Origin of the sequence: Cellulosilyticum sp. ST5 (assembly GCF_046529625.1) — a bacterium.
Lineage (GTDB): Bacteria > Bacillota > Clostridia > Lachnospirales > Cellulosilyticaceae > Cellulosilyticum > Cellulosilyticum lentocellum.
Genome location: NZ_CP132338.1, coordinates 4,579,380 through 4,604,558 on the forward strand (window position 1 = coordinate 4,579,380; position 25,179 = coordinate 4,604,558).

Sequence of the window (25,179 nt, forward strand, 5' to 3'; positions counted from 1 at the left end):
TATAATAGGAGGAAAAGTTGTTACTACAACTTAAAATGTCAAAGGAATATGAAGATAATTATTGCTACTATAAAGTCATGGAATATTAGTAACTGTAAATATTTGAAGGATGAATATAAAGATAAACATGAAATAATACTTATTACTCAAAAAAACAATTTAACTTATGCAAAAGTTAAAGAGATAGAGCCAGATTATATTTTTTTCCCACATTGGTCGTGGATGATTCCAGAAGAGATTTATGAAAATTATAATTGTGTAGTATTTCATATAACAGATTTACCCTTTGGGAGGGGAGGAAGTCCGTTACAAAATTTGATAGTTCGAGGAATAGAAAATACAAAAGTATCTGCAATTAGAGTATCCGCAGAGATAGATGCTGGAGAAATTTATTTTAAAGAAGATTTAAACTTAAATGGTACAGCAGAAGAGATTTTTATTAGAGCATCCAAGGTTATATTTAAAAAAATGATACCTTGTTTTTTGAATGAGGAATATATAGAGTGTAAACAACAAACTGGAGAGGTAGTTACTTTTAAAAGAAGAAAAGAAAGTGAAAGTGAAATAAAACAAGAATTTGAATTAGACAAGATTTATGATTACATTAGAATGCTAGATGCAGAGGGTTATCCTAATGCATACATTAAATTTGGAAGATATAAAATCAATTTTTCAAGAGCTACACTTAGACAGGGAAAACTTATAGCGGATGCAGAATTTTTATTGGAGGATGAGTAGACATGAGTAAAATCTTAGTGATTGTAGCACATCCGGATGATGAAATACTAGGGTTAGGAGCTACAATAAAGAAATTTTCACAAGAAGGACATGAGATAAATTGTATTATCTTAGGAGAGGGTATAACTTCTAGAGAAGAAAGAGAGTATGAAAATAAAATTAAAAATTTACACGCAAACACATTTAAAGCAGCAAGGGAAATAGGTTATCAACAAGTTATCTTCTCCAACTTACCAGATAATCGTTTTGATAGAATTGATTTATTGGATATTATTAAAGAAATAGAAAAATACATAGAAATTCTAAAACCAGATATTATTTATACACACCATGAAGGTGATTTAAATATCGATCATAGAAAAACTTATGAGGCAGTATTAACAGCATGTAGGCCTATAGGTGAATACTCTGTTAAAGAAATCTATACTTTTGAAACCCCATCTTCAACGGAATGGAATTTTAGCACACTAGGAACGGAGTTTGTACCAAATGTATTTGTTGATATTAAGCATACATTTCAAGATAAATTAAAAGCGATGTCATATTATACTTCGGAAATAAGAGATTATCCACATCCCAGGTCTTTAGAAGCTTTAGAGATAATAGCAAAAAGATGGGGAACTGTAGTTGGAAAGCATTATGTAGAAGCATTTAAACTTATTCGAAAGATAGATTAGATATTTGTAATATAACAAAATGCAAGTATAAGAGGAAGTGGGAAAGTGATAGAAGTAGAATATTTGTCAAAAGTTGAAGTGATAAGAAAAAAAATAGTACAGGGGCAAGCTCAGCAGGCATTAGATGAACTAGAAGAACTATACAAGATAAAGCCTGTAAGATTAAGGTGGATAGTAGCAAAAGCTGAGGCTATGATTGCATTAGACTATCCTATACAAGAAGTATATGATTTTCTTAATGATAAAAGTTTGGATTTATACGAATATGATGGTCAGCAAGAGTTATTAGATGTATATGAAAAATTAGCAGAAATAAATGGAGATATAGTTGAACAGGAAAAAATAAAGGTTAAGAAAGCAATTATGCAATATATACATTCTGGAGAAGAAAGTCGTATTATTAAAGATTATAATGATATGCTAGATAATACTGCCGAAGCGTTTTTAGAGGATATGGATAATTGCGAGCTACTGAAAAAAATGGCTGATATATATTATATATCTCATGACAGTGTGATGTATTATATATGTATGCTTTTATATCATATGAAAATGGATAAGAATGATATAAGATCTACAGTAGATAAGATGCTAAATTTTGGGTATTTAGATCTAGTACTTATGCAAGGAAAGTGCAGAAAATCTATTGTGGTTATGACATCTAATGAGAGAACTAAGTTGGAAGTGCTCATCAATCTACTTAGTGTTTTCGGTCAAGAAATAGTAATAATAGAAGAACCTATTACATGTGAAATAGAAAGAGATGTAACAATAGAGGAACTAACGCAAGTTAGTATGGATAATATAGAGAAGATAGGAGAGTCCATAAAAATTATTAGGCCTATCGCTACATATATGATGAATAATGCCATGAGTGTCAATACAGATTGTATTTTGAAGGAAATATTCAATACTAGTGGAGATGTATTCAATATTTTTTGTACGCAAGAGATGATGACATGTCTAGAAGAAACAACATTGCTTAAGAAAAATTTACAAATATTAGGGGGAAGTAGCAGTATAAATATCCAGGGGCAAATAGTATTTGGATGGTATGGTAATTATTTAAAATACATTAGTATGCTTTATGATATTGATGCTGAGGAGAAAATAAATAGTGATGCTGAATGTGATTTTTCAATAGTAGTACCTGCTAGAAATTCAGCTAAGGCATTGAAGTATACCCTTATGACATGTTTAAAACAAGACTATGATGGTCATTATGAGATTGTCTTGAGTGATAATTCGACTGCTAACAATAATGAAGTATATGAGCTTTTTTTAGAGTTAAATGATGAGAGAATTAAATATTATAGGACACCATATGATTTACCATTAACTAAAAGTTTTGAGTATGCATTTTTAATGGCTAAAGGAAAATTTATTTTTTCCATTGGTTCAGATGATGCCATTTTGCCATGGGGATTAAGTGTTTTGGAATATGTGTTAAAAGATTTACCCCAACATCAAGTGTTGCAATGGGAAAGAGGTTTTTATGCATGGCCAGGATTCCAGAAAAGCCAAGAGCATCAATTTATTATTCCTAAAAATTATATTAAAAATGATATAAGCATAATGAATATCGGATTAAAAGATTATATAGCAATGCTAGCTAATGATCCAAATAGTATGTATGGACTGCCTATGCTATATATAAATTCAGGGTATCGAAGAGAATATTTAAAAGAATTAATAGCTAGAACAGGGAGATTGTGGGATGGTGCTAGTCAAGACGTCTATATGGGGTTAGTAAATGTTTTAGTAGCTAAGGAAATACCTCTGATAAAATATCCTATTACTATAGCTGGAATGACTAACTTATCCATTGGTGCTAATGAAAGAACAATTAGGGAAGGTAGTGAGGAAAGAGAATATAAGAATGAAGTGAAACAAATGAATAATATAGCAGGATTTTCTAGAGCTAGTATAGAAAAATATATGCCTATGTTAGAAATAGATACAAATTTACTTTATACGAGCCTTTATAGATGCATAGCAAGAGGATTAGTGACAAAAGAAGAGATTGAAAAAATATTTAAAGTAGATAGTATGTTTACTCGTTCTTTTGAAAAGTTAAGAAGAGATGATATTAAATTTGACTATAGACTTCATTTAGCAAAGCAGGCAGCATCTTTATATGGAAGAGAATTTGAGACCTGGTTTAATGAAAATCTATATTCTATGGAAACCGTTCCACAGACTTATAAAGAAGTTATAAGTGATGTGCCACTCTATGCTACAGGTTTTAATAAAGATGGAGGATTAGTTCTGAATGCATCACATTTCAATGTAACTAATATATATGAAGCAAGTGTTTTATTTGCGACTATAATGGGATATTAAATACTATGAATTACTTAAAGTAGCTTAGTCTATGAAGTATTTTGCAATTATATAAATGTGATATGTAGTTTAAAATACTTGTCGTAGCGTGGACTATTGGACAATATCTCTTATGAAAAAGCTAAGCTTTTTAAATTTTGTGCTAGGTTGCTTAATGTTTGATTAGAGTTATTAGGTATTAAGCAACTTATAACGTCATCTAATGCTTGTTTTAGCACATGAGTTTTAAATTCTTTAACATATCGTTTTTTAGTAGCTGTTCAATATAATTATTTTATTATAATTAACATCATTATTCTATGTACTAATAATTTGTCTTACTAACAAATTTATTTATGTGCTAGTAAAAATTTTACGACGATACATACTTCAATAAAATGGAGAATTAAAAATGTTGACAAGCAAGACAAGTAAGTGATAGAATAGGTTTTGTTGATAAATGAATACTGTGCCGCAGACAGTAGGTGTCCCACTGGGACATAACGTATAACAACCTACCGAGGTCTTTATAATAAGGACGGAAGTGTATCGTTTTGCCTGCGGAGATGTGCAAGACGATTTTTTTATGCATTAAAACAAGGAGGTGTAACAATGGCAAAAGTAGAACAAAAACAAGTAGTTGTTAACCAAATTAAAGAAAAACTTAACGGAGCTTCTTCAGTTTTATTAGTAGACTACCGTGGTCTTACAGTAGAACAAGATACTAAACTTCGTAAAGATCTTCGTGAAGCTGGTGTAGAATACAGAGTATTCAAAAACACTATGGTTAACTTTGCTATTGAAGGTACAGAGTTCGCAGAGATTTCTAAAGATCTTGAAGGACCAACAGCTATTGCTATTTCATACGCAGATGCAACAGCAGGTCCAAGAATTCTTGCTAAAGTAGCTAAAGACAATGAAAAATTAGAATTTAAATCAGGTGTTGTAGAAGGCACTTACTATGATGCTAAAGGTATGATGGCTATCGGTAATATCGCTCCTAGAGAAGAATTACTTGGTCGTTTACTTGGAAGCTTCAAATCACCTATGGCAAGCTTTGCACGTGTTATCAAACAAGTTGCAGAAAAAGAAGCATAGGATTAGTACGAAACTTAAAAATATTATATTAATTAAAATTTACGGAGGTGCTTACAATGGCAAAATTATCAATCCAAGAAATTATCGATGCAGTTAAAGAATTAACTATCTTAGAATTAAACGAATTAGTAACAGCTTGTGAAGAAGAATTTGGTGTATCAGCAGCAGCAGGTGTTATGGTTGCAGCAGGTCCAGCAGGTGCAGCAGCAGAAGAAAAAACAGACTTCGATGTTGAATTAACAGAAGCTGGCGCAGAAAAAATCAAAGTTATCAAAGTTGTTCGTGAAATCACAGGTCTTGGCTTAAAAGAAGCTAAAGAAGCTGTAGATGGCGCTCCAAAAGTGCTTAAAGAAGGCGTAGCTAAAGATGAAGCTGAATCAATCAAAGCTAAATTAGAAGAAGTTGGCGCTAAAGTTACATTAAAATAATTAATGTATGAATATAGAAAAGGTAGCTCGAACGAGCTACCTTTTTTGTTACTAAATTGTAAAGGGAATACCCCTTGAAACAAGTATTGGGGGATGATATGCTTAAAATGAGTTGCATCCACCACTATACATGGAAAAATATAAAAAAAACAAAGGGTTGACTAACCCTTTGTTTTGTGATAGCATTATAAAATGCGCTAATATGCTATGTAATATGTAGTTTTTTCCTTATTATAGCATAGTAACTCGCTATTTACAATACATATTCACATTAAAAACTTCTGCTTATCAAGCATTAGGCGTGAATATGTCACATTTTAAACCTATTTCGGAACAATGCATTAACGTGCATTATTTATAAATTTTGCAAGGGGTGAGGAACACATGCAAAAATCTAAAATGCGTCCAGTTAACATGGGCAAACAAATTCGCATGAGCTACGCTAGAACAGAGGATGGAGTATTAGAAATTCCTAATCTTGTGGAGCTTCAACGTTCATCTTATGAATGGTTTTTAAATGAAGGTCTTAAAGAAGTATTTGAAGACATTTCTCCTATTACTGATTTTAATGGTAATCTCATTTTAGAATTTGTTGATTTTTATTTAGACAGCAAACCAAAGTATACAATTGAAGAATGTAGAGAAAGAGATGCTACTTATTGTGCACCTCTTAAAGTAAAAGCTCGTCTTCATAATAAAGAAACAGGCACAAGTGTTGATAGTGAAGTGTTTATGGGTGATTTTCCACTTATGACAGAAAACGCTACCTTCATTATAAATGGTGCAGAACGTGTTATTGTTAGTCAGTTAGTACGTTCACCAGGTATTTATTATGATATTGCTTTTGACAAAACAGGTAAGAAATTATTCTCAGCATCAGTTATTCCAAACCGTGGTGCTTGGCTAGAATATGAAACAGACTCAAATGATATTTTTTATGTACGTGTAGACCGTACACGTAAAGTTCCTATTACAGTGCTTTTACGTTCATTAGGTCTTGGCAGCGATGCAGAAATTATCGAGAAATTTGGTGAAGAGCCTAAGATCCTTGAAACAATTCAAAAGGATACAAGTAAGACATATGAAGAAGGTCTTCTTGAAATGTATAAGCGTATACGTCCAGGTGAACCACCTACAGTAGATAGCGCTGAAACACTCCTTAGAAACATGTTCTTTGATCCAAAACGTTACGACCTTGCAAAAGTAGGACGTTATAAATTTAATAAAAAGCTAGCACTTCGTAATCGTGTAATGGGACTTACACTTGCAGACAATGTTATTGATCCTTTCACAGGTGAGATTGTAGCAAGCGAAGGTGATAAAATCACAGTAGCACTTGCAAATGCTATCCAAAATACAGGTATCGAAGCTATTCATGTTAATGTAGCAAACTCAGACAAGCCTATCAAAATTATCACTAACAGAACAGTAGAACTTAACCATTTTGTTGATGTTAATCCAGAAGAGCTTGGTATTAAAGATACAGTATATTATCCAGTTCTTGAAGAAATTTTAGAACAATATCATGATATAGAAGAAATCAAAGCAGAAATTAAAGCTAGAAAAGCTGATCTTATTCCAAAATGTATCACTTTAGATGATATTTTTGCATCTATTAACTATAATATGCATTTAGAATATGAAATTGGTAATACAGATGATATCGACCACTTAGGTAACAGACGTATCCGTGGTGTAGGCGAATTATTCCAAAACCAATTCCGTATCGGTCTTTCTCGTATGGAAAGAGTAGTTCGTGAAAGAATGACTATTCAAGATCAAGAAGCTGTTAGTCCACAAGCGTTTATAAATATCCGCCCAGTGTCATCAGCTATCAAAGAATTCTTTGGTAGTTCACAATTGTCACAATTCATGGACCATAACAACCCACTTGCCGAACTTACTCATAAAAGAAGATTATCAGCTCTTGGACCAGGTGGTCTTTCTAGAGAGCGTGCAGGCTTCGAAGTTCGTGACGTTCACTACTCTCACTATGGGCGTATGTGTCCTATTGAGACTCCTGAAGGTCCAAACATCGGTCTTATCAACTCACTTGCGACATTCGCTCGTATTAATGAATATGGTTTTATTGAAGCACCATATCGTGTTATTGATAAGTCAGGACCAGAACCAAGACTTACAGATGAAGTTATTTATATTACTGCTGATGAAGAAGAAAAATACACAGTTTGTCAAGCTACAGAACAGTTTGATGAAGAGGGTTACTTCATTAATAAACGTGTAACTGCACGTCATGCAGAAGATATTCTTGATTATGATTATAAGAAAATAGATTTAATGGATGTATCTACAAAACAAATCGTTTCTGTAGCGACTGCATTAATTCCTTTCCTTGAAAACGATGATGCTAACCGTGCCTTAATGGGAGCGAACATGCAACGTCAGGCAGTACCATTAATTGCTACAAACAGTCCAATCGTAGCAACAGGTATGGAATACAAAATTGGTATCGACTCAGGTGCATTAGCTGTAGCTAGAGAAGATGGTATTGTAGACAAATGTACTGCAAAAGAAATTATTGTTAAAGATAATGAGGGTAAAAAGCACTCATATAAATTAGAAAAGTTTGAACGTAGTAATGCTGGTACATGTATTAACCAAAGACCAGTAGTTAACAAAGGAGATATTGTTAAGAAAGGTGATGTCTTAGCTGATGGACCTTCTACTCAAAATGGTGAACTTGCTCTTGGTCAAAATCCACTTATTGGATTCATGACATGGGAAGGTTACAACTATGAGGATGCTATTCTTCTTAGTGAAAGACTTGTTCAAGATGATATTTATACTTCAATTCATATTGAAGAATATGAAGTTGAAGCACGTGATACAAAAGTAGGACCAGAGGAAATCACAAGGGATATTCCAAACGTTGGTGAAGATACGCTTAAAGACCTTGATGAAAGAGGTATTATCCGTATTGGTGCTGAAGTTCGTTCTGGAGATATTTTAGTAGGTCGTGTAACACCTAAAGGTGAAACAGAGCTTACAGCTGAAGAAAGATTACTTCGTGCAATCTTTGGTGAAAAGGTAAGAGAAGTAAGAGATACTTCACTTCGTGTACCTCATGGTGAAGCTGGTATTATCGTAGATGTTAAGATTTTCACTCGTGAAAATGGAGATGAACTTGATCCAGGTGTTAACAAAATGGTTCGTTGTTATATCGCTCAAAAGAGAAAAATCTCTGTAGGGGATAAAATGGCGGGACGTCACGGTAACAAGGGTGTTATCTCGAGAGTACTTCCAGTAGAAGATATGCCATTCCTTCCAAATGGTCGTCCTCTTGATATCGTTCTTAATCCATTAGGGGTACCATCACGTATGAATATCGGTCAGGTACTTGAAGTCCACTTAGGACTTGCAGCTAAAGCCCTTGGCTTTAAAATTGAAACACCAGTATTTAATGGTGCAACAGAGCAAGATATTATGAGTACTCTTGAAATGGCTAACGACTATGTTAACTGGTCATGGGAAGAGTTTGAAGCAAAATGGTCACAAAGAGTTGATGAAAGTGTTATTAAGTATCTTTCTGATAACAGAGATCATAGAGCAGAATGGAAAGGGGTACCACTTGATAGGACTGGTAAAATCCGTTTAAGAGATGGACGTACTGGTGAAGAGTTTGATAACCCTGTAACTGTTGGATACATGCACTACCTTAAACTTCACCATTTAGTTGATGATAAAATGCATGCTCGTTCAACTGGTCCTTATGCAACAATCACACAACAACCACTTGGTGGTAAAGCACAATTCGGTGGACAACGTTTTGGTGAGATGGAGGTTTGGGCACTTGAAGCATATGGTGCTGCATACACACTTCAAGAAATCTTAACAATTAAGTCCGATGACGTGGTAGGCCGTGTTAAAACTTATGAATCTATCGTTAAAGGTGAAAATATACCTGAACCAGGTATCCCAGAATCATTTAAAGTATTACTCAAAGAGCTTCAATCACTTTCACTTGATATTAGAGTATTAACAAGTAATATGACAGAAATTGATATTAAAGAAAGTGTTGATGAAGGTGAAGGCATTGCACCTAACGTTGAAGTATTAGAAGAAATACCAGAAGATGGTTACATTGAAGAAAATATTGATACCGATGGAGAACTTGATGTAGAACCAGATTTATTTGATGATAATATTGAATTAGATTTTGAGCCTGAAGACGACATAATCTTCGAAGAGGATGGATTAGGTGATTTAGATTTATAAAAGTATGAAGGGAGTGCGTAGCATGTCAAACTTGGATCAATCTATCTATTTTGAACAAATTAAGATAGGACTGGCTTCCCCTGAAAAAATCCGCGAGTGGTCACGAGGAGAAGTAAAAAAACCAGAAACAATTAATTACCGTACACAAAGACCGGAAAGAGATGGTCTCTTCTGCGAAAGAATTTTCGGGCCTAGCAAAGACTGGGAATGTCACTGTGGAAAGTATAAGAGAATTAGATACAAAGGCGTTATTTGTGACCGTTGTGGAGTAGAGGTTACAAAAGCTAAAGTTAGACGTGAGAGAATGGGGCATATTGAACTGGCTGCCCCAGTATCTCATATTTGGTACTTTAAAGGTATTCCAAGTAGAATGGGTCTTATCTTAGATATCACTCCAGGTAAACTTGAGAAGATTTTATATTTCGCAGCTTACATTGTACTAGACCCAAAAGATACTGGGCTTGAGTATAAAGAAATCTTAGGCGAAAAAGAATACAGAGAAGCGGAAGAAAAATATGGCCCAGGCTCATTCGTAGCAGAAATGGGTGCTGAAGCTATTAAGAAATTACTTTCTGACATTGATTTAGAAGCAGAAAGTATTGATCTTAAGGCTCAACTTAAAACAACAACAGGTCAAAAGAGAATTCGTGTTATTAAACGTCTTGAAGTTATTGAAGCATTCCGTTTATCAGATAATAAACCTGAATGGATGATTATGGACGTTGTTCCAGTTCTTCCACCTGACCTTAGACCTATGATTCAACTTGATGGTGGACGTTTTGCTACATCTGACCTTAATGACCTCTATAGAAGAGTTATTAACCGTAACAATCGTCTTAAAAGATTACTTGATTTAGGTGCACCTAATATTATTGTAAGAAATGAAAAACGTATGTTACAAGAAGCTGTTGATGCCCTTATTGATAATGGTCGTCGTGGTAAACCAGTAACAGGACCTGGTAACAGACCACTTAAATCACTTTCAGATATGCTTAAAGGTAAATCAGGACGTTTCCGTCAAAATTTACTTGGTAAACGTGTTGACTACTCAGGACGTTCGGTTATCGTAGTTGGACCAAGCCTTAAAATTTATCAATGTGGTCTTCCAAAAGAAATGGCTATTGAGCTTTTCAAACCATTTGTTATGAAGAAATTAGTATCTGATGGTATTGCACACAATATCAAAAATGCTAAGCACATGATTGAAAGATTACAACCACAAGTTTGGGATGTTTTAGAAGAAGTAATCAGAGAACATCCAGTAATGCTTAACCGTGCACCAACACTTCATAGACTTGGTATTCAAGCATTTGAACCAATCTTAGTTGAAGGTCGTGCGATTAAACTTCACCCACTTGTATGTACAGCTTACAACGCTGACTTCGATGGTGACCAAATGGCTGTTCACGTTCCTTTATCAGTTGAAGCACAAGCTGAATGTAGATTCTTACTTTTAGCACCAAACAACCTTCTTAAACCTTCTGATGGAGCACCAGTTGCAGTACCATCACAAGATATGGTTCTTGGGACATACTATTTAACACTTAAAAAAGATGACGAAGAGTATGCTACTGAAGAAGAAGTAGGGGCTCTTACTGACAAAGATGAAGTTGAGAAAGTAACCAAAGAAGATGGCACAGTAGTTTGGGTTAAACGTCAAATTGGTGCGCACAAAATCTTCCATGATGAAAAAGAAGCATTACTTGCTTATGATAATAAAGTTATTACACTTCATGCACCGATTAAAGTAAGACGTACTTTAATGATTAATGGCGAAGAACAAATGGGTCTTACAGATACAACTGCAGGACGTATCATTTTCAACGAAATCGTACCACAAGACCTTGGTTTTGTAGATAGAAGTAAAGAAGAAAACACATTTAAATATGAAGTAGATTTCTTAGTTGGTAAAAAAGAACTTGGTAAATTAATCAAGAAATGTATCAATACACATGGTGCTACTGAGACAGCTATCTTCCTTGATAATGTTAAGGATCTTGGTTACAAGTTCTCTACAAGAGGATCACTTACTGTATCTGTATCAGATATGGTTGTTCCAGAGGAGAAACAAGGCTTCTTAGATGAAGCTCAAGCAGAAGTAGATCATGTAACAAAACTCTTCAGACGTGGTCTTATGACAGATGAAGAACGTTACAATAAAGTTATCCAAGCATGGAATAAGGCTAATGATAAGATTACAAAAGCCCTTCTTGATAATCTTGGTAAATACAATAATATCTACATGATGGCACACTCTGGTGCCCGTGGTTCTACTAACCAGATTAAACAGTTAGCTGGTATGCGTGGTCTGATGGCATCTACATCAGGTCGTACAATCGAGCTTCCTATTAAAGCTAACTTCCGTGAAGGTCTTTCTGTTCTTGAATACTTCATCTCAGCTCATGGTGCGCGTAAAGGTCTTGCCGATACAGCACTTAGAACAGCTGACTCTGGATACCTTACACGTCGTCTTGTTGACGTATCTCAAGACGTTATCATTCGTGAGGAAGATTGTCATGAGCATGCACCAAATGAACCAATCCCAGGTATGTGGGTGTCTGCATACAAAGATGGTGCAGAAGTTATCGAACCACTAAATGAACGTTTAGCTGGTCGTGTAGCAGCTGATGATATTGTTCACCCAGAAACAGGTGAAGTAATTGTACCAGCAAATCAAATGATTAAACCAAACCAAGCTGATTATATCGAAGAAATCGGTATTCAAAAAGTTCGTATCCGTAATGTCCTTAGATGTAAATCTAAGATTGGTGTTTGCGCTAAATGTTACGGTGCCAACATGTCATCTGGTAACCAAGTAAGAATTGGTGAGTCTGTTGGTATTATTGCAGCTCAATCTATCGGTGAACCAGGTACACAGCTTACAATGCGTACTTTCCATACAGGAGGTATTGCTGGAGATGATATCACACAAGGTCTTCCTCGTGTTGAAGAGTTATTTGAAGCACGTAAACCAAAAGGACTTGCAATCATCTCTGAAATTAACGGTGTTGTTACAATTACTGATAACAAGAAAAAGCGTGAAGTTACAGTAACTGATAATGAAACAGGCAATGTAAAATCATATGTAATCCCTTATGGTTCAAGAATTAAAGTACAAGATGATATGTATGTTGAAGCAGGGGATGAACTTACAGAAGGTAGTGTAAATCCACATGATATCCTTAAAGTTAAAGGTATCCTAGGGGTACAACATTACATGATTCAAGAGGTTCAACGTGTATACCGTCTTCAAGGTGTAGATATTAACGATAAGCACATAGAGGTTATCGTTCGCCAAATGCTTAAGAAAATTAAGATTGAGGAAAGTGGAGATACTGGATTACTTCCAGGAAGCTCTATCGATATCTTAGAATTCGAAGAGGTAAATAAAAAAGCAGAAGCAGAAGGTTTAGAGCCAGCAGAAGGTAAAAATGTATTACTTGGTATTACAAAAGCTTCTCTTGCTACTGAAAGCTTCTTATCAGCAGCTTCCTTCCAAGAAACAACTAAAGTTCTTACAGAAGCAGCAATTAAAGGTAAAACTGATCCACTTATCGGTCTTAAAGAAAATGTTATCATTGGTAAACTTATTCCAGCCGGTACAGGTATGGATAGATATCGTAAACTAGATATTGAAATGGTAACAGAATAGATAATAAAATCCCCCTTAAGTTTATTTAAGCTTAAGGGGGATTTTATTATTATTTTTCATAATCTAGGAAAGTTCTACTTTTGTATAAAAATAGAACTTTCCTAGACTATAAGGGTGCAGGGGAAGTATTTCCTGCCGTATTCAGGAGGGGGCTCAGCTGACATGTTTTTTTGTCAGTGCCGAAGGGAACCTAGGGTTCCCTAGCGGAAGAAATGTGGAGGCTAGTCCACTTTCTTATCGTAGGTAAGCGAGCTATCAGTGGACATGATAGGAATTTTATCGCCTAAATAAGTAGGCTTAGGATTAAATAATGAATAACAGAAATCTTTAACACGTGCCAAGTATTCTCTAGCTTCAAAATATTTAATGTTGGGATATGAAAGTATATCCGCTTTTACGCCGTAGGCTTCAATACCCCTAGCATTTGCTAAATAAACAGCTCTCTTAAGATGATAATCTTGGGTTACAATAATAGCCTTGTTAATTTCGAATATTTCTTTTGCGCGATACATAGTTTCGTAGGTACTAAAACCTGCATGATCCAGATAAATTTGTTTTGTAGGAATACCTAGACTAATAAGATAATCTTTCATGGCATTAACTTCATCATAATTTTTTTGTCCATGGTCACCAGATACTAAAATTTTTAATTGAGAGTTATTTTTATAAATAGCATAAGCTGTATCTAATCGATCTTTTAAAATACCAGAAGGATTACCATTTGAATGAACCTGTGCACCTAATACAATAATAACGCTAGAATCTAATAAAGGTGTATCATTTGGGGAAGAGTAGATGTAAGTATTAGCAGTGTTAATCATATAGAGATTGATAAGTAGTGAAGCTAAAAAAGCAAAAAAGCCTAAACCTATGATAAATACTAGAGTGCGTAAAGTATATGTAAGCAAAGTTTTCTTTTTCATGTATTCCTCCTTAGTAATGTGTTAAATTTATAGTAACAAATAGATTAGAAATAAACAATGAAAAATCTGAATAAATAGATAATTAAAAAACATATTAAAGGATAATTTAATTAATAAGTACAATTATAGGCAGCATTAAGATAAAACTGTTAAAATACATTGTAAATAAAATAAAGGAGCAAAATGTGTATAGAACAAGGATAGAATGGAAAGGCTGGATATTCGAAATACCAGATATAGAACAAAGATTTGGAAAGACAAAAGTAGAGGTGTATAAGAATGATATAGAAGAAGTGTTTTATATAGAAGAACAATACTTATCTGAACTGATTTGTAATGAGTTATATGATAAATACCTGTATGTATATGAGGGATAGAGGGGTAGAAGTCCTAGCTTGTATACATTAATTAAAGGCTAGTTTATGTAATAAACTCGCAGATATTAAATGATAAAGACATGGAGAATGCAAGTTATCCTTATATATGTATATAAAATTTATAGCGTCGTATAAAAAAAGAGTTTTTAGTAAACAATTTAGATCTAGGCAAAATCAATTACTAAACTATAATAAATATACTATAAATAAAAGAACCACCAAGATAAAGGAGAATTAACATAATTTACTTAGAGAAAAGCAAAGATGAATGCGTTATAATTGTAAATGTTCCAGCTACACAAAAGTAATAAAGAAAACAAAATAATTCTTGACAACTAAGACTTAGAGTGATAGACTAGGTCAGTGTGTAATAGTATGCATAAAAATGAACCTAAAGGGGGATTTATGTTGTACGATTTGGAAAACACAATTCAAATTGTGGGGACAAAACAAACGATCAAACATCTTGAAAAAGGTGATGCTAAAGTTGTATTTGTCGCTAAAGATGCCGATGACCGTGTTACGGGTCAGGTGGTAGAGCTTGCAAAAGCGAAAAATGTACAAGTTGAATTCGTTGATACAATGAAAGAACTTGGCGAAAAATGTAACATAGAAGTAAAAACTGCAGTAGCAGCAATTATCGCGTAAGGAGGAGGTGCCAGAATGCCTACATTTAACCAATTAGTTCGTAAAGGCAGAAAAGAAATCGAGAAAAAATCAACTGCGCCAGCGTTACAAAAAGGGTTCAACTCTTTAAGAAAACGTCCTACAGATATCTCTTCACCACAAAAAAGAGGTGTTTGTACAGCAGTTAAAACAGCTACACCTAAAAAACCTAACTCAGCTCTTCGTAAGATTGCCAGAGTTCGTTTAACAAACGGGATTGAAGTAACAGCTTACATTCCAGGTGAAGGTCATAACCTTCAAGAACACAGTGTAGTATTAATCCGCGGAGGTAGGGTAAAAGACTTACCAGGTACACGTTACCATATCGTTCGTGGTACTCTTGATACAGCAGGTGTTGCGAACAGAAAACAAGCTCGTTCAAAATACGGTGCTAAGAGACCAAAAGTTAAAAAATAATCTAAGAAATGAATTGGTGCCCAACTTACGATAAAAAGCTGACTAGTCAGATTTTAAATAGATGAGTGGGCACGCACGATCCTCGTTAAAGAGGACGAGTACCGATGATATTTCGAATGAAATTAGTTAAGGAGGGAAGACCGTGCCACGTAAAGGACATGTAGCAAAAAGAGACGTATTAGCTGATCCTATGTACAACAGCAAGTTAGTAACAAAGCTTATTAACAACATTATGCTAGACGGTAAAAGAGGAAAAGCTCAAAAAATAGTATATGGTGCGTTTGACATCATTGCAGAAAAAACAGGTAGAGATGCATTAGAAGTTTTCCAAGAAGCTTTAGAAAACATCATGCCAGTATTAGAAGTAAAAGCACGCCGTGTAGGGGGTGCAACTTACCAAGTACCTATGGAAGTTCGTCCAGAAAGACGTCAAACATTAGGACTTCGTTGGTTAACAGTTCACACACGTAAACGTGGTGAAAAAACTACAACTGAAGCTCTTGCAGCTGAGTTATTAGATGCACTTAATAACACAGGTGGATCAGTTAAGAAAAAAGAAGATACACACAAAATGGCAGAAGCAAACAAAGCATTTGCTCACTACAGATGGTAGGCTATTTAATTTAAAGGAGGAAATACCTTGGCAGGAAGAGAATATCCACTTGAGCGTACCAGAAATATTGGTATCATGGCTCATATCGATGCAGGTAAAACAACTCTTACAGAACGTATCCTTTTCTATACAGGTAGAAACCATAAGATTGGTGAGAGCCATGAAGGTACTGCTACTATGGACTGGATGGAACAAGAGCAAGAACGTGGTATCACAATCACATCCGCTGCAACAACTTGTTTCTGGTTAAATAACCGTATCAATATCATTGATACTCCTGGACACGTTGACTTTACTGTAGAAGTTGAGCGTTCATTACGTGTACTTGATAGTGCTGTAGGCGTATTCTGTGCAAAAGGTGGGGTTGAACCTCAATCTGAGACAGTATGGCGTCAAGCTGACAAATACCACGTACCACGTATGGCGTTTGTAAATAAAATGGATATCATGGGTGCTGACTTCTTAAGAGCAGTAGGCATGATGAGAGAAAGATTAGGGGCAAATGCTGTTCCTATCGAATTACCAATCGGTGCAGAAGAAAACTTTGTTGGAGTAATTGACTTATTCAAAAACAAAGCATTCATCTACAAAGACGATTTAGGTAAAGAAATTGAAGAACAAGAAATCCCAGCAGATATGGCTGAAATGGCTGCACAATATCGTGCTGAGATGATTGAAGCAATTTGTGAAACTGATGAAGAATTAATGATGATGTACCTTGAAGGTGAAGAAATTGGAGAAGAACAACTTCGTGCGGCTCTTCGTCAAGCAGTTATCAACGTACAAATCATTCCAGTTCTTTGTGGTTCGGCTTACAAAAACAAAGGGGTACAAAAATTACTTGATGCTATCGTAGAATTTATGCCAGCACCAACAGATATCCCAGCTATTAAAGGTGTTAATCCTGAAACAGGAGAAGAAATGGACAAACATTCATCTGATGATGAACCATTTGCTGCTCTTGCATTCAAAATCATGACTGACCCATTCGTAGGGAAGCTTGCTTTCTTCCGTGTGTACTCAGGAAGCATTTCATCAGGATCATATGTTCTTAACTCAACTAAGAACAGAAAAGAACGTTTAGGCCGTATCTTACAGATGCATGCTAATGAACGTAAAGAAATCTCTGAAGTTTACTCTGGAGATATCGCTGCTGCTGTAGGTTTAAAAATGACTACAACAGGTGATACATTATGTGATGAAGATCACCCAGTAATTTTAGAGTCAATGGAATTCCCAGAACCAGTTATTCAAGTTGCTATTGAACCTAAAACTAAAGCTGGACAAGAAAAAATGGGACTTGGTCTTGCAAAACTTGCAGAAGAAGATCCAACATTTAAAACTTGGACAGATGAAGAAACAGGTCAAACAATCATTGCAGGTATGGGTGAGCTTCACCTTGAAATCATCGTTGACCGTTTAATGAGAGAATTCAAAGTAGAAGCTAATGTAGGTGCACCTCAAGTTGCATATAAAGAAACAATTGCTAAAGATGTTGACGTTGAATCTAAATACGTTAAACAATCTGGTGGTAGTGGTCAATACGGTCACTGTAAAGTTCGTTTCTCACAACTTGACCCTAACTCTGAACACACTTACGAATTCGTAAGCTCAGTAGTTGGTGGATCTATTCCTAAAGAATACATTCCAGCTGTTGATAAAGGTATCCAAGAAGCTATGAATGCTGGTCCTTTAGCTGGATTTAAAGTTCTTGGTGTTAAAGCAGACTGTTATGATGGTTCATACCACGATGTCGATTCATCAGAAATGGCATTCAAAATTGCTGGTTCTATGGCATTCAAAGATGCTATGAAAAAAGCAGGTGGTGTACTTCTTGAACCTATCATGAAAGTTGTTGTAACAGCTCCAGAAGAATATTTAGGAGATGTTATCGGAAGTCTTAACTCACGTCGTGGACGTATGGAAGGTATGAACGCAGTTGGTGGCGGACAAGAAGTTAGAGCATTCGTTCCTCTTGCAGAAATGTTCGGATATACAACTGACCTTCGTTCAAGAACACAAGGTCGTGGTAACTCATCAATGGAATTCGACCATTATGAACCATGTCCAAAAAATATCCAAGACAAAGTAATTTCAGACCGTAGAGGTAACTAATTATCTTAAAAAGGATATTAACAAAATAAATCATTTGCAGCTACTTGAAAAGTAGCTGCAAATTGAATATAATCAAATTATCTGAGAAAAACTCAGCCGAAATTAAAGGAGGAAATGACAAATGGCTAAAGCTAAATTTGAAAGAACCAAGCCACACGTTAACATTGGTACAATCGGACACGTTGACCATGGTAAAACAACATTAACAGCAGCAATTACAAAAACTCTTCACGAAAGATATCACTTAGGTGAAGCAGTTGACTTCGCAAATATTGATAAAGCTCCAGAAGAAAGAGAACGTGGTATCACAATTTCTACAGCTCACGTTGAATATGAAACTCCAGCTCGTCACTATGCTCACGTTGACTGTCCAGGACATGCTGACTACGTTAAAAACATGATCACAGGAGCAGCTCAAATGGATGGTACTATCCTTGTTTGTGCAGCTACAGATGGTCCAATGGCTCAAACTAGAGAGCATATCTTATTATCTCGTCAAGTTGGTGTACCATACATCGTTGTTTTCTTAAACAAATGTGATATGGTTGATGACGAAGAATTATTAGAATTAGTTGAAATGGAAATCAGAGACTTATTAAGCTCTTACGATTTCCCTGGTGATGATACTCCAATCATCCGTGGTTCAGCTCTTCAAGCACTTAACGATCCAATGGGTCCATGGGGAGATAAAATCGTTGAATTATTCGAAATCATCGACGAATATATCCCAACTCCAGAACGTGCTGTAGATAAACCATTCTTAATGCCAGTAGAAGACGTATTCTCTATCACAGGTCGTGGTACAGTTGCAACTGGTAGAGTAGAATCAGGTGTTCTTAAAGTTCAAGATGAAGTTGAATTAGTAGGTATTCATGAAGAAACTCGTAAAGTAGTTTGTACAGGAGTAGAAATGTTCCGTAAACTTCTTGACCAAGCTGAAGCTGGTGACAACATCGGTGCTCTTCTTCGTGGTATCCAAAGAACAGAAATCGAAAGAGGGCAAGTTCTTTGTAAACCAGGTTCAATCACACCACACAAAAAATTCAAAGCTCAAGTATACGTTCTTAAAAAAGAAGAAGGTGGACGTCACAAACCATTCTTCTCTCACTATAGACCACAATTCTATTTCCGTACAACTGACGTAACAGGTGTTATCGAGTTACCAGAAGGTACAGAAATGTGTATGCCTGGGGATAACGTAGAAATGACTATCGAACTTATCCACCCAGTAGCTATGGCACAAGGTTTACGTTTTGCTATCCGTGAAGGTGGTAGAACAGTAGGTTCTGGTGCTGTTGCATCAATCATTGAGTAATCTCTGATTATTTGATTATAAAAAGACACATCTTAAGATGTGTCTTTTTTTTAATCGATAATCACTGAATAATAGATAAAGGAATGATGAAGAATATAGGCTTGCCATAGGCGTAAGGAGTAATGATGGCAAGGCAAATTCTTAAGAGTGAAGAAGGTGCAGAAACTAATATACATTCTTGATTCTTCATGTAGAGTCTACAGATGGAAGAAATTATGATTTGCACATCATTGTAAAAGTGTGTAGAATATAAATCGTTAACGAAACGAAAAGGTTAAAAAGTAAATAGCTATTATATAGGAAGAAACTCATTTCTATTACAATAGACATATGAAAAATAATGCATAAATTACCAGAATAAAATTGTAAAAAAAATAAAAAAATCCTTGTCATGTACAAGGAGATAGTGTATAATAAACACGTTGTGACATTGAGAACTATGATCCAGGAGGTTACGCATCGCAAGATGGATTTCTGGGGAGCGAATGTCAGGTTCAAGAAACCAGGCGGCAGGTCACTGTACTATATTGAATAGGTGTTAGGCGTGTCCATAGTTATATGGAAATGCTTGATATAAGTTTGCGCTTATTAACACCAGCAGAGTGTACAGTCACCACTAGTCGTACTAGGTTCAAAAAAGTACGAAAAGGAGGGGACTTTTTTTATGGCAAGTCAAAAAATCCGTATTACATTAAAAGCTTATGATCACAAATTAATCGATCAAACAGCTGCACAAATCGTAGAGATCGCTAAAAAAACTGGCGCTCAAGTAAGTGGACCAATCCCACTTCCAACTAAAAAAGAAGTTGTAACAATTCTACGTGCTGTACACAAATACAAAGATTCTCGTGAGCAATTCGAACAAAGAACTCACAAAAGACTTATCGACGTAGAAGCAACACCAAAAACTGGCGATGCTCTTATGAGAATTGATTTACCAGCTGGTGTAGATATCAAAGTTGACGCTAAATAATTTTAGCAAACTTGATAACAAACGGACGGTTAAATAATCGTCTAGTATGATTACCCGAAGATGGTAATCCGCTGTAGATATTAGGAGGTGCAAGGAATGAAAAAAGCAATTTTAGGTAAAAAAATTGGTATGACTCAAATTTTTGATGAAAACGCAAACCTAATTCCTGTAACAGTATTAGAAGCAGGTCCATGTGTTGTAACTCAAAAGAAAACTATGGAAAATGATGGTTACGAAGCAATCCAAGTTGGTTTCGGTGAAGTTAAATCTAAACACGTAATCAAACCAGTTGCTGGTCACTTCGCAAAAGCTGGCGTTGAAGCTAAAAAATTCTTAAAAGAATTCAGATTAGAAGATACAAGTGCTTATGAAGTTGGTGCAGTAATCGCTGCTGATACATTTGCTGCTGGAGACAAAGTAGATGTAGTTGGTACTTCAAAAGGTAAAGGTTACCAAGGCGCTATCAAAAAATATGGTCAATCTCGTGGACCAATGGGACACGGTTCTAAATCACACAGAGTAGCAGGTTCTATGGGTGCTGCAACAAGCCCAGGACGCGTTATGAAAGGTAAAGGCCTTCCATCACACATGGGTTGTGTACAAGTAACAGTACAAAACTTAGAAGTTGCACGTGTAGATGCAGATAAAAACTTAATCTTAATTAAAGGTGCAGTACCAGGACCAAAAGGTACAATCATCACTATCAAAGATAGCTGTAAAGCTTAAGGATAGCGAGAAAGGAGGAAATTAGTAATGGCAAAAGTAGCTGTATTAAATATGACAGGCGCACAAGTTGGAGAAGTTGAATTAAACGACTCAATTTTTGCGGTAGAAGTTAAAGAACACTTAGTACACCAAGCAGTAGTTGCACACCTTGCAAACAGACGTCAAGGTACACAAAGTGCTAAAACTCGTGCAGAAGTACGTGGTGGTGGTAGAAAACCATGGAAACAAAAAGGTACAGGTAGAGCAAGACAAGGTTCTATTCGTGCTGTACAATGGGTAGGTGGTGGAGTTGCATTCGCACCAAAACCAAGAAATTACTCAATCAAAGTGAATGCTAAAGAAAGAAGATTAGCTCTTAAATCAGCTTTAACAAGCAGAGTAAACGAGTCTAAATTCATCGTTCTTGATTCATTAGAATTAGCAGAAATCAAAACAAAAGCTATGGCTAATGTTTTAGAAGCTCTTAAATTAAATAAAGCTTTAATCGTTACTGAAGGTGAAGCTAGCAAAAACGTTATGTTATCAGCTAAAAACATCCAAGGTATTAAAACAGCAGCTGTAAACAATATTAATGTATACGACATCTTAAAATACGATACATTCGTAGTAACTAAAGATGCTCTTAATAAAATCGAGGAGGTGTACGCATAATGGCAGATTTAAAATTTTATGACGTCATTTTAAAACCAGTTGTTACAGAGAAATCTATGAACAGCATGGCTGAGAAAAAATACACATTCCTAGTTGAAAAAAGTGCTACTAAAGCTCAAATCAGAGAAGCAGTAGAAAAAATGTTCGAAGGAACAAAAGTTGAGAAAGTAAATACAGCTAACTACGATGGAAAAACAAAACGTCGTGGAAGAACAGTTGGTAAAACAAACGCTTACAAAAAAGCAATCGTTAAACTTACAGCTGAAAGCAAAGACATTGACTTTTTCCAAGGAATGTAGTTTAATAGAAAAAGATGAAACACACGGCTAAGTGTAAAAGAATCGTGTAAATTAATCGATTGAAAGGAGTGAACACGATGGGTATCAGAAAATTTAGACCATATACCCCTTCAAGAAGACATATGACTTCTTCAACATTTGAAGAAATCACTAAAGCATCTCCTGAAAAATCTTTATTAGTAACTTTAAAGAAAAACTCAGGTAGAAACAATCAAGGGAAAATCACAGTACGTCACCGTGGAGGCGGCGCTACAATTAAATACAGAATCATCGACTTCAAACGTAATAAAGATGGTGTTCCAGCAAGAGTAGTAGGTATTGAATATGATCCAAACAGATCAGCAAACATTGCATTACTTGCTTACGCAGATGGTGAAAAACGTTACATCTTAGCTCCGTTAGGACTTAATGTAAATGACACACTTATGAGCGGTGAAACTGCAGAAATCCGTATTGGTAACTGTCTTGAAATGAAAGATATGCCAGTAGGTGCTACGATTCATAACATCGAGATGAAACCAGGTAAAGGTGGACAACTTGTTCGTGCTGCTGGTATGTCAGCTCAACTTATGGCTAAAGAAGGTAAATACGCTACAGTTAAATTACCATCTGGCGAAATGAGATTACTTCCAATCAACTGCCGTGCTACAATCGGTCAAGTTGGAAACATCGATCACGAACTTATCAACATTGGTAAAGCAGGACGTAAACGTCACATGGGTATTCGTCCAACAGTTCGTGGTTCTGTAATGAACCCTAACGATCACCCTCACGGTGGTGGTGAAGGTAGATCACCAATCGGTAGACCAAATCCATGTACTCCATGGGGTAAACCAGCTCTTGGATATAAAACAAGAAAGAAAAACAAACATTCTAATAAATATATTGTACGTCCACGTAACAAAAAATAATAACGTGGTTGCGTGAAAGGAGGCATCATTAATGGCTCGTTCCATCAAAAAAGGACCATTTGCTGATCAAAGTTTATTAAAGAAAATAGACGCTATGAACGCAGCAGATGAGAAAAAAGTTATTAAATCATGGTCACGTCGTTCAACAATTTTCCCTACAATGGTAGGTCATACAATCGCTGTACATGACGGAAGAAAACACGTTCCTGTATTCGTTACAGAAGATATGGTAGGACACAAATTAGGTGAATTTGCGTTAACAAGAACTTACCGTGGACATGGTAAAGATGAGAAAAAATCAAGAGTTCGCTAATTAATATTTATACGGAAGGAGGTCTTTCATCATGGCAAAAGGACATAGAAGCCAGATCAAAAAAGAGAGAAACGCTCAAAAAGACTCAAGACCAAAAGCTAGAGTAACATTCGTACGTTTATCAAGTACAAAAGCAAATATCGTGCTTGACCAAATTAAAGGAAAAGATGTTAATACAGCATTAGCTATCTTAGCATACACACCAAGATGGGGTGCTCGTGTAGTAGAGAAAGTATTAAAATCTGCAATTGCAAACGCTGAACACAATATGGGTATGGACGCTTCAACATTATATGTGGATGAAGCATTCTCAACAAAAGGACCAACTCTTAAAAGAATTCGTCCACGTGCTCAAGGTCGTGCATATCAAATTCAAAAACAAACTAGCCACATTACAGTGGTATTAAATGCGAGATAAGGAGGTAAACACATGGGCCAAAAGGTAAATCCACATGGATTAAGAGTTGGTGTTATCAAAGAATGGGATGCTAGATGGTATGCTGATAAAAAAGACTTTGCTAACAACCTAGTAGAAGATGATAAAATTAGAAAATTCATCAAGAAAAAATTATATGCTGCTGGCATTGATAAAGTAGAAATCGAAAGAATGTCTAAACGTGTAAGAGTTCACGTTCACACATCAAAACCAGGTATCGTAATTGGTAAAGGTGGAGCATCTATCGATTTACTTCGTAAAGAAGTAGAAAAATTAACTGCAAACAAAGTTGCTATCAACATTGTAGAGGTTAAAAGACCAGAAGCTTGTGCTCAATTAGTAGCAGAAAACATTGCACTTCAATTAGAAAACCGTGTTTCTTTCCGTCGTGCTATGAAACAAGCAATGGGTAAAGCATTCAAATCTGGAGCAAAAGGTATTAAAGTATCTTGTTCTGGTCGTTTAGGTGGAGCTGAAATGGCACGTACTGAACAATATTCAGATGGTAACATTCCACTTCAAACATTAAGAGCTGACATCGAGTATGGATTTGCAGAAGCAGATACAACATACGGTAAAATCGGCGTTAAAGTATGGATCTACAAAGGAGAAGTACTTCCAACTAAAGTTAAAAAGGAAGGGAGCGAAAACTAATGTTAATGCCTAAAAGAGTAAAACGCCGCAAACAATCACGCGGACGTATGAAAGGCCAAGCTACCCGTGGAAATAAAATCACTTATGGTGAATACGGTATTGTTGCAATGGAGCCATCTTGGGTTAAATCAAATCAAATTGAAGCAGCCCGTATTGCGATGACACGTTATATCAAACGTGGTGGTAAAGTTTGGATTAAAATCTTCCCAGATAAACCAGTTACAGCTACACCAGCTGAAACTCGTATGGGTAAAGGTAAAGGTTCGGTAGATTACTGGGTAGCAGTAGTTAAACCAGGAAGAGTTATGTTTGAGTTATCAGGCGTAGCAGAAGAAACAGCTAGAGAAGCTTTAAGACTTGCGGTACACAAGTTACCAATGAAGTGTAAAATCGTTTCTCGTGCTGAACAAGAAATGGCAGGTGATGGTAGTGAAAACTAAAGCATTCTTAGAAGAAATTAGAACTAAATCAGCTGATGAATTACAAGTTGAATTGGTAAATGCGAAAAAAGAACTCTTTAATTTAAGATTCCAAAACGCTACCAATCAATTAGATAACACAGCAAGAATCAAAGAAGTAAGAAAGAATATAGCACGTATTCAAACTATTATTACACAAAAAGCAACTGTGTAGTAGAGA

24 protein-coding genes and 1 other annotated feature are annotated in these 25,179 nt (G+C 35.6%); of the genes, 23 read left to right on the forward strand and 1 reads right to left on the reverse strand.

Going from position 1 to position 25,179, the window contains the following annotated elements:
• Nucleotides 1-48 precede the first annotated feature (48 nt).
• From QTL86_RS21860 to rpoC, 7 genes are all read left to right on the forward strand, one after another.
• Nucleotides 49-738 (forward strand): methionyl-tRNA formyltransferase, encoded by a 690-nt coding sequence (locus QTL86_RS21860; RefSeq protein WP_127067850.1) that lies wholly within the window; start codon nucleotides 49-51, stop codon nucleotides 736-738.
• Between the two features lie 2 nt (nucleotides 739-740).
• The gene (locus QTL86_RS21865) at nucleotides 741-1,415 is read left to right on the forward strand and encodes a PIG-L deacetylase family protein (RefSeq protein ID WP_127067849.1); all 675 of its coding nucleotides are present in this window, start codon (nucleotides 741-743) and stop codon (nucleotides 1,413-1,415) included.
• 45 nt (nucleotides 1,416-1,460) lie between these two features.
• Entirely contained in the window at nucleotides 1,461-3,758 is a 2,298-nt protein-coding gene (locus tag QTL86_RS21870; RefSeq protein ID WP_127067848.1) for a glycosyltransferase, read from the forward strand.
• Between the two features lie 433 nt (nucleotides 3,759-4,191).
• Nucleotides 4,192-4,331 (forward strand) — a sequence feature (ribosomal protein L10 leader region).
• 18 nt (nucleotides 4,332-4,349) lie between these two features.
• Nucleotides 4,350-4,835, forward strand: a complete 486-nt coding sequence (gene rplJ / locus QTL86_RS21875) for a 50S ribosomal protein L10 (RefSeq protein ID WP_013658518.1) — start codon at nucleotides 4,350-4,352, stop codon at nucleotides 4,833-4,835.
• A gap of 56 nt (nucleotides 4,836-4,891) precedes the next feature.
• Nucleotides 4,892-5,263 (forward strand): 50S ribosomal protein L7/L12, encoded by a 372-nt coding sequence (gene rplL, locus QTL86_RS21880; RefSeq protein ID WP_013658517.1) that lies wholly within the window; start codon nucleotides 4,892-4,894, stop codon nucleotides 5,261-5,263.
• 384 nt (nucleotides 5,264-5,647) lie between these two features.
• Nucleotides 5,648-9,499 (forward strand): DNA-directed RNA polymerase subunit beta, encoded by a 3,852-nt coding sequence (locus QTL86_RS21885; RefSeq protein WP_127067847.1) that lies wholly within the window; start codon nucleotides 5,648-5,650, stop codon nucleotides 9,497-9,499.
• Nucleotides 9,500-9,521: 22 nt separating this feature from the next.
• A complete protein-coding gene (gene rpoC / locus QTL86_RS21890; RefSeq protein WP_127067846.1) occupies nucleotides 9,522-13,151 on the forward strand; it encodes a DNA-directed RNA polymerase subunit beta' in 3,630 nt (1,209 codons plus the stop codon).
• Between the two features lie 221 nt (nucleotides 13,152-13,372).
• Here the strand turns inward: rpoC and QTL86_RS21895 are convergent, their stop codons facing one another.
• A complete protein-coding gene (locus QTL86_RS21895) occupies nucleotides 13,373-14,074 on the reverse strand; it encodes a vancomycin high temperature exclusion protein (protein ID WP_410496041.1) in 702 nt (233 codons plus the stop codon).
• Nucleotides 14,075-14,259: 185 nt separating this feature from the next.
• Here QTL86_RS21895 and QTL86_RS21900 point away from each other — a divergent pair, with 185 nt between their 5' ends.
• From QTL86_RS21900 to rpmC, 16 genes are all read left to right on the forward strand, one after another.
• The gene (locus tag QTL86_RS21900; protein ID WP_127067844.1) at nucleotides 14,260-14,451 is read left to right on the forward strand and encodes a hypothetical protein; all 192 of its coding nucleotides are present in this window, start codon (nucleotides 14,260-14,262) and stop codon (nucleotides 14,449-14,451) included.
• A gap of 375 nt (nucleotides 14,452-14,826) precedes the next feature.
• Nucleotides 14,827-15,099 (forward strand): ribosomal L7Ae/L30e/S12e/Gadd45 family protein, encoded by a 273-nt coding sequence (locus tag QTL86_RS21905; protein ID WP_242825751.1) that lies wholly within the window; start codon nucleotides 14,827-14,829, stop codon nucleotides 15,097-15,099.
• 15 nt (nucleotides 15,100-15,114) lie between these two features.
• On the forward strand, nucleotides 15,115-15,534 hold the full coding sequence (gene rpsL, locus QTL86_RS21910) for a 30S ribosomal protein S12 (RefSeq protein ID WP_013658511.1): 420 nt from the start codon (nucleotides 15,115-15,117) through the stop codon (nucleotides 15,532-15,534).
• A gap of 142 nt (nucleotides 15,535-15,676) precedes the next feature.
• On the forward strand, nucleotides 15,677-16,147 hold the full coding sequence (gene rpsG, locus QTL86_RS21915) for a 30S ribosomal protein S7 (RefSeq protein WP_013658510.1): 471 nt from the start codon (nucleotides 15,677-15,679) through the stop codon (nucleotides 16,145-16,147).
• A gap of 27 nt (nucleotides 16,148-16,174) precedes the next feature.
• Complete coding sequence (gene fusA / locus QTL86_RS21920) at nucleotides 16,175-18,262, forward strand: elongation factor G (protein WP_013658509.1); 2,088 nt, start codon at nucleotides 16,175-16,177, stop codon at nucleotides 18,260-18,262.
• A 121-nt stretch (nucleotides 18,263-18,383) separates the two neighbouring features.
• Nucleotides 18,384-19,577, forward strand: a complete 1,194-nt coding sequence (gene tuf, locus QTL86_RS21925) for an elongation factor Tu (protein WP_127067843.1) — start codon at nucleotides 18,384-18,386, stop codon at nucleotides 19,575-19,577.
• Between the two features lie 664 nt (nucleotides 19,578-20,241).
• Nucleotides 20,242-20,550, forward strand: a complete 309-nt coding sequence (gene rpsJ / locus QTL86_RS21930; protein WP_013658507.1) for a 30S ribosomal protein S10 — start codon at nucleotides 20,242-20,244, stop codon at nucleotides 20,548-20,550.
• Nucleotides 20,551-20,646: 96 nt separating this feature from the next.
• On the forward strand, nucleotides 20,647-21,276 hold the full coding sequence (gene rplC, locus QTL86_RS21935; protein WP_127067842.1) for a 50S ribosomal protein L3: 630 nt from the start codon (nucleotides 20,647-20,649) through the stop codon (nucleotides 21,274-21,276).
• Between the two features lie 27 nt (nucleotides 21,277-21,303).
• Nucleotides 21,304-21,927, forward strand: coding sequence for a 50S ribosomal protein L4 (rplD, locus tag QTL86_RS21940; RefSeq protein ID WP_013658505.1), 624 nt, complete (start codon nucleotides 21,304-21,306; stop codon nucleotides 21,925-21,927).
• Nucleotides 21,927-22,226 (forward strand): 50S ribosomal protein L23, encoded by a 300-nt coding sequence (gene rplW / locus QTL86_RS21945; RefSeq protein ID WP_013658504.1) that lies wholly within the window; start codon nucleotides 21,927-21,929, stop codon nucleotides 22,224-22,226. The genes rplD and rplW overlap by 1 nt, the downstream gene beginning before the upstream one ends.
• Nucleotides 22,227-22,303: 77 nt before the next feature.
• Complete coding sequence (rplB, locus tag QTL86_RS21950; RefSeq protein WP_127067841.1) at nucleotides 22,304-23,137, forward strand: 50S ribosomal protein L2; 834 nt, start codon at nucleotides 22,304-22,306, stop codon at nucleotides 23,135-23,137.
• Nucleotides 23,138-23,168: 31 nt separating this feature from the next.
• Nucleotides 23,169-23,450: a 30S ribosomal protein S19 gene (rpsS, locus tag QTL86_RS21955; RefSeq protein ID WP_013658502.1), complete on the forward strand. Its 282-nt coding sequence runs from the start codon at nucleotides 23,169-23,171 to the stop codon at nucleotides 23,448-23,450.
• A gap of 31 nt (nucleotides 23,451-23,481) precedes the next feature.
• Nucleotides 23,482-23,868 (forward strand): 50S ribosomal protein L22, encoded by a 387-nt coding sequence (gene rplV / locus QTL86_RS21960; RefSeq protein ID WP_013658501.1) that lies wholly within the window; start codon nucleotides 23,482-23,484, stop codon nucleotides 23,866-23,868.
• A gap of 12 nt (nucleotides 23,869-23,880) precedes the next feature.
• Nucleotides 23,881-24,540, forward strand: a complete 660-nt coding sequence (rpsC, locus tag QTL86_RS21965) for a 30S ribosomal protein S3 (RefSeq protein ID WP_013658500.1) — start codon at nucleotides 23,881-23,883, stop codon at nucleotides 24,538-24,540.
• Complete coding sequence (gene rplP, locus QTL86_RS21970; protein WP_013658499.1) at nucleotides 24,540-24,980, forward strand: 50S ribosomal protein L16; 441 nt, start codon at nucleotides 24,540-24,542, stop codon at nucleotides 24,978-24,980. The genes rpsC and rplP overlap by 1 nt, the downstream gene beginning before the upstream one ends.
• Nucleotides 24,970-25,173, forward strand: a complete 204-nt coding sequence (rpmC, locus tag QTL86_RS21975) for a 50S ribosomal protein L29 (RefSeq protein ID WP_013658498.1) — start codon at nucleotides 24,970-24,972, stop codon at nucleotides 25,171-25,173. The genes rplP and rpmC overlap by 11 nt, the downstream gene beginning before the upstream one ends.
• The last annotated feature ends 6 nt before the right edge of the window (nucleotides 25,174-25,179 follow it).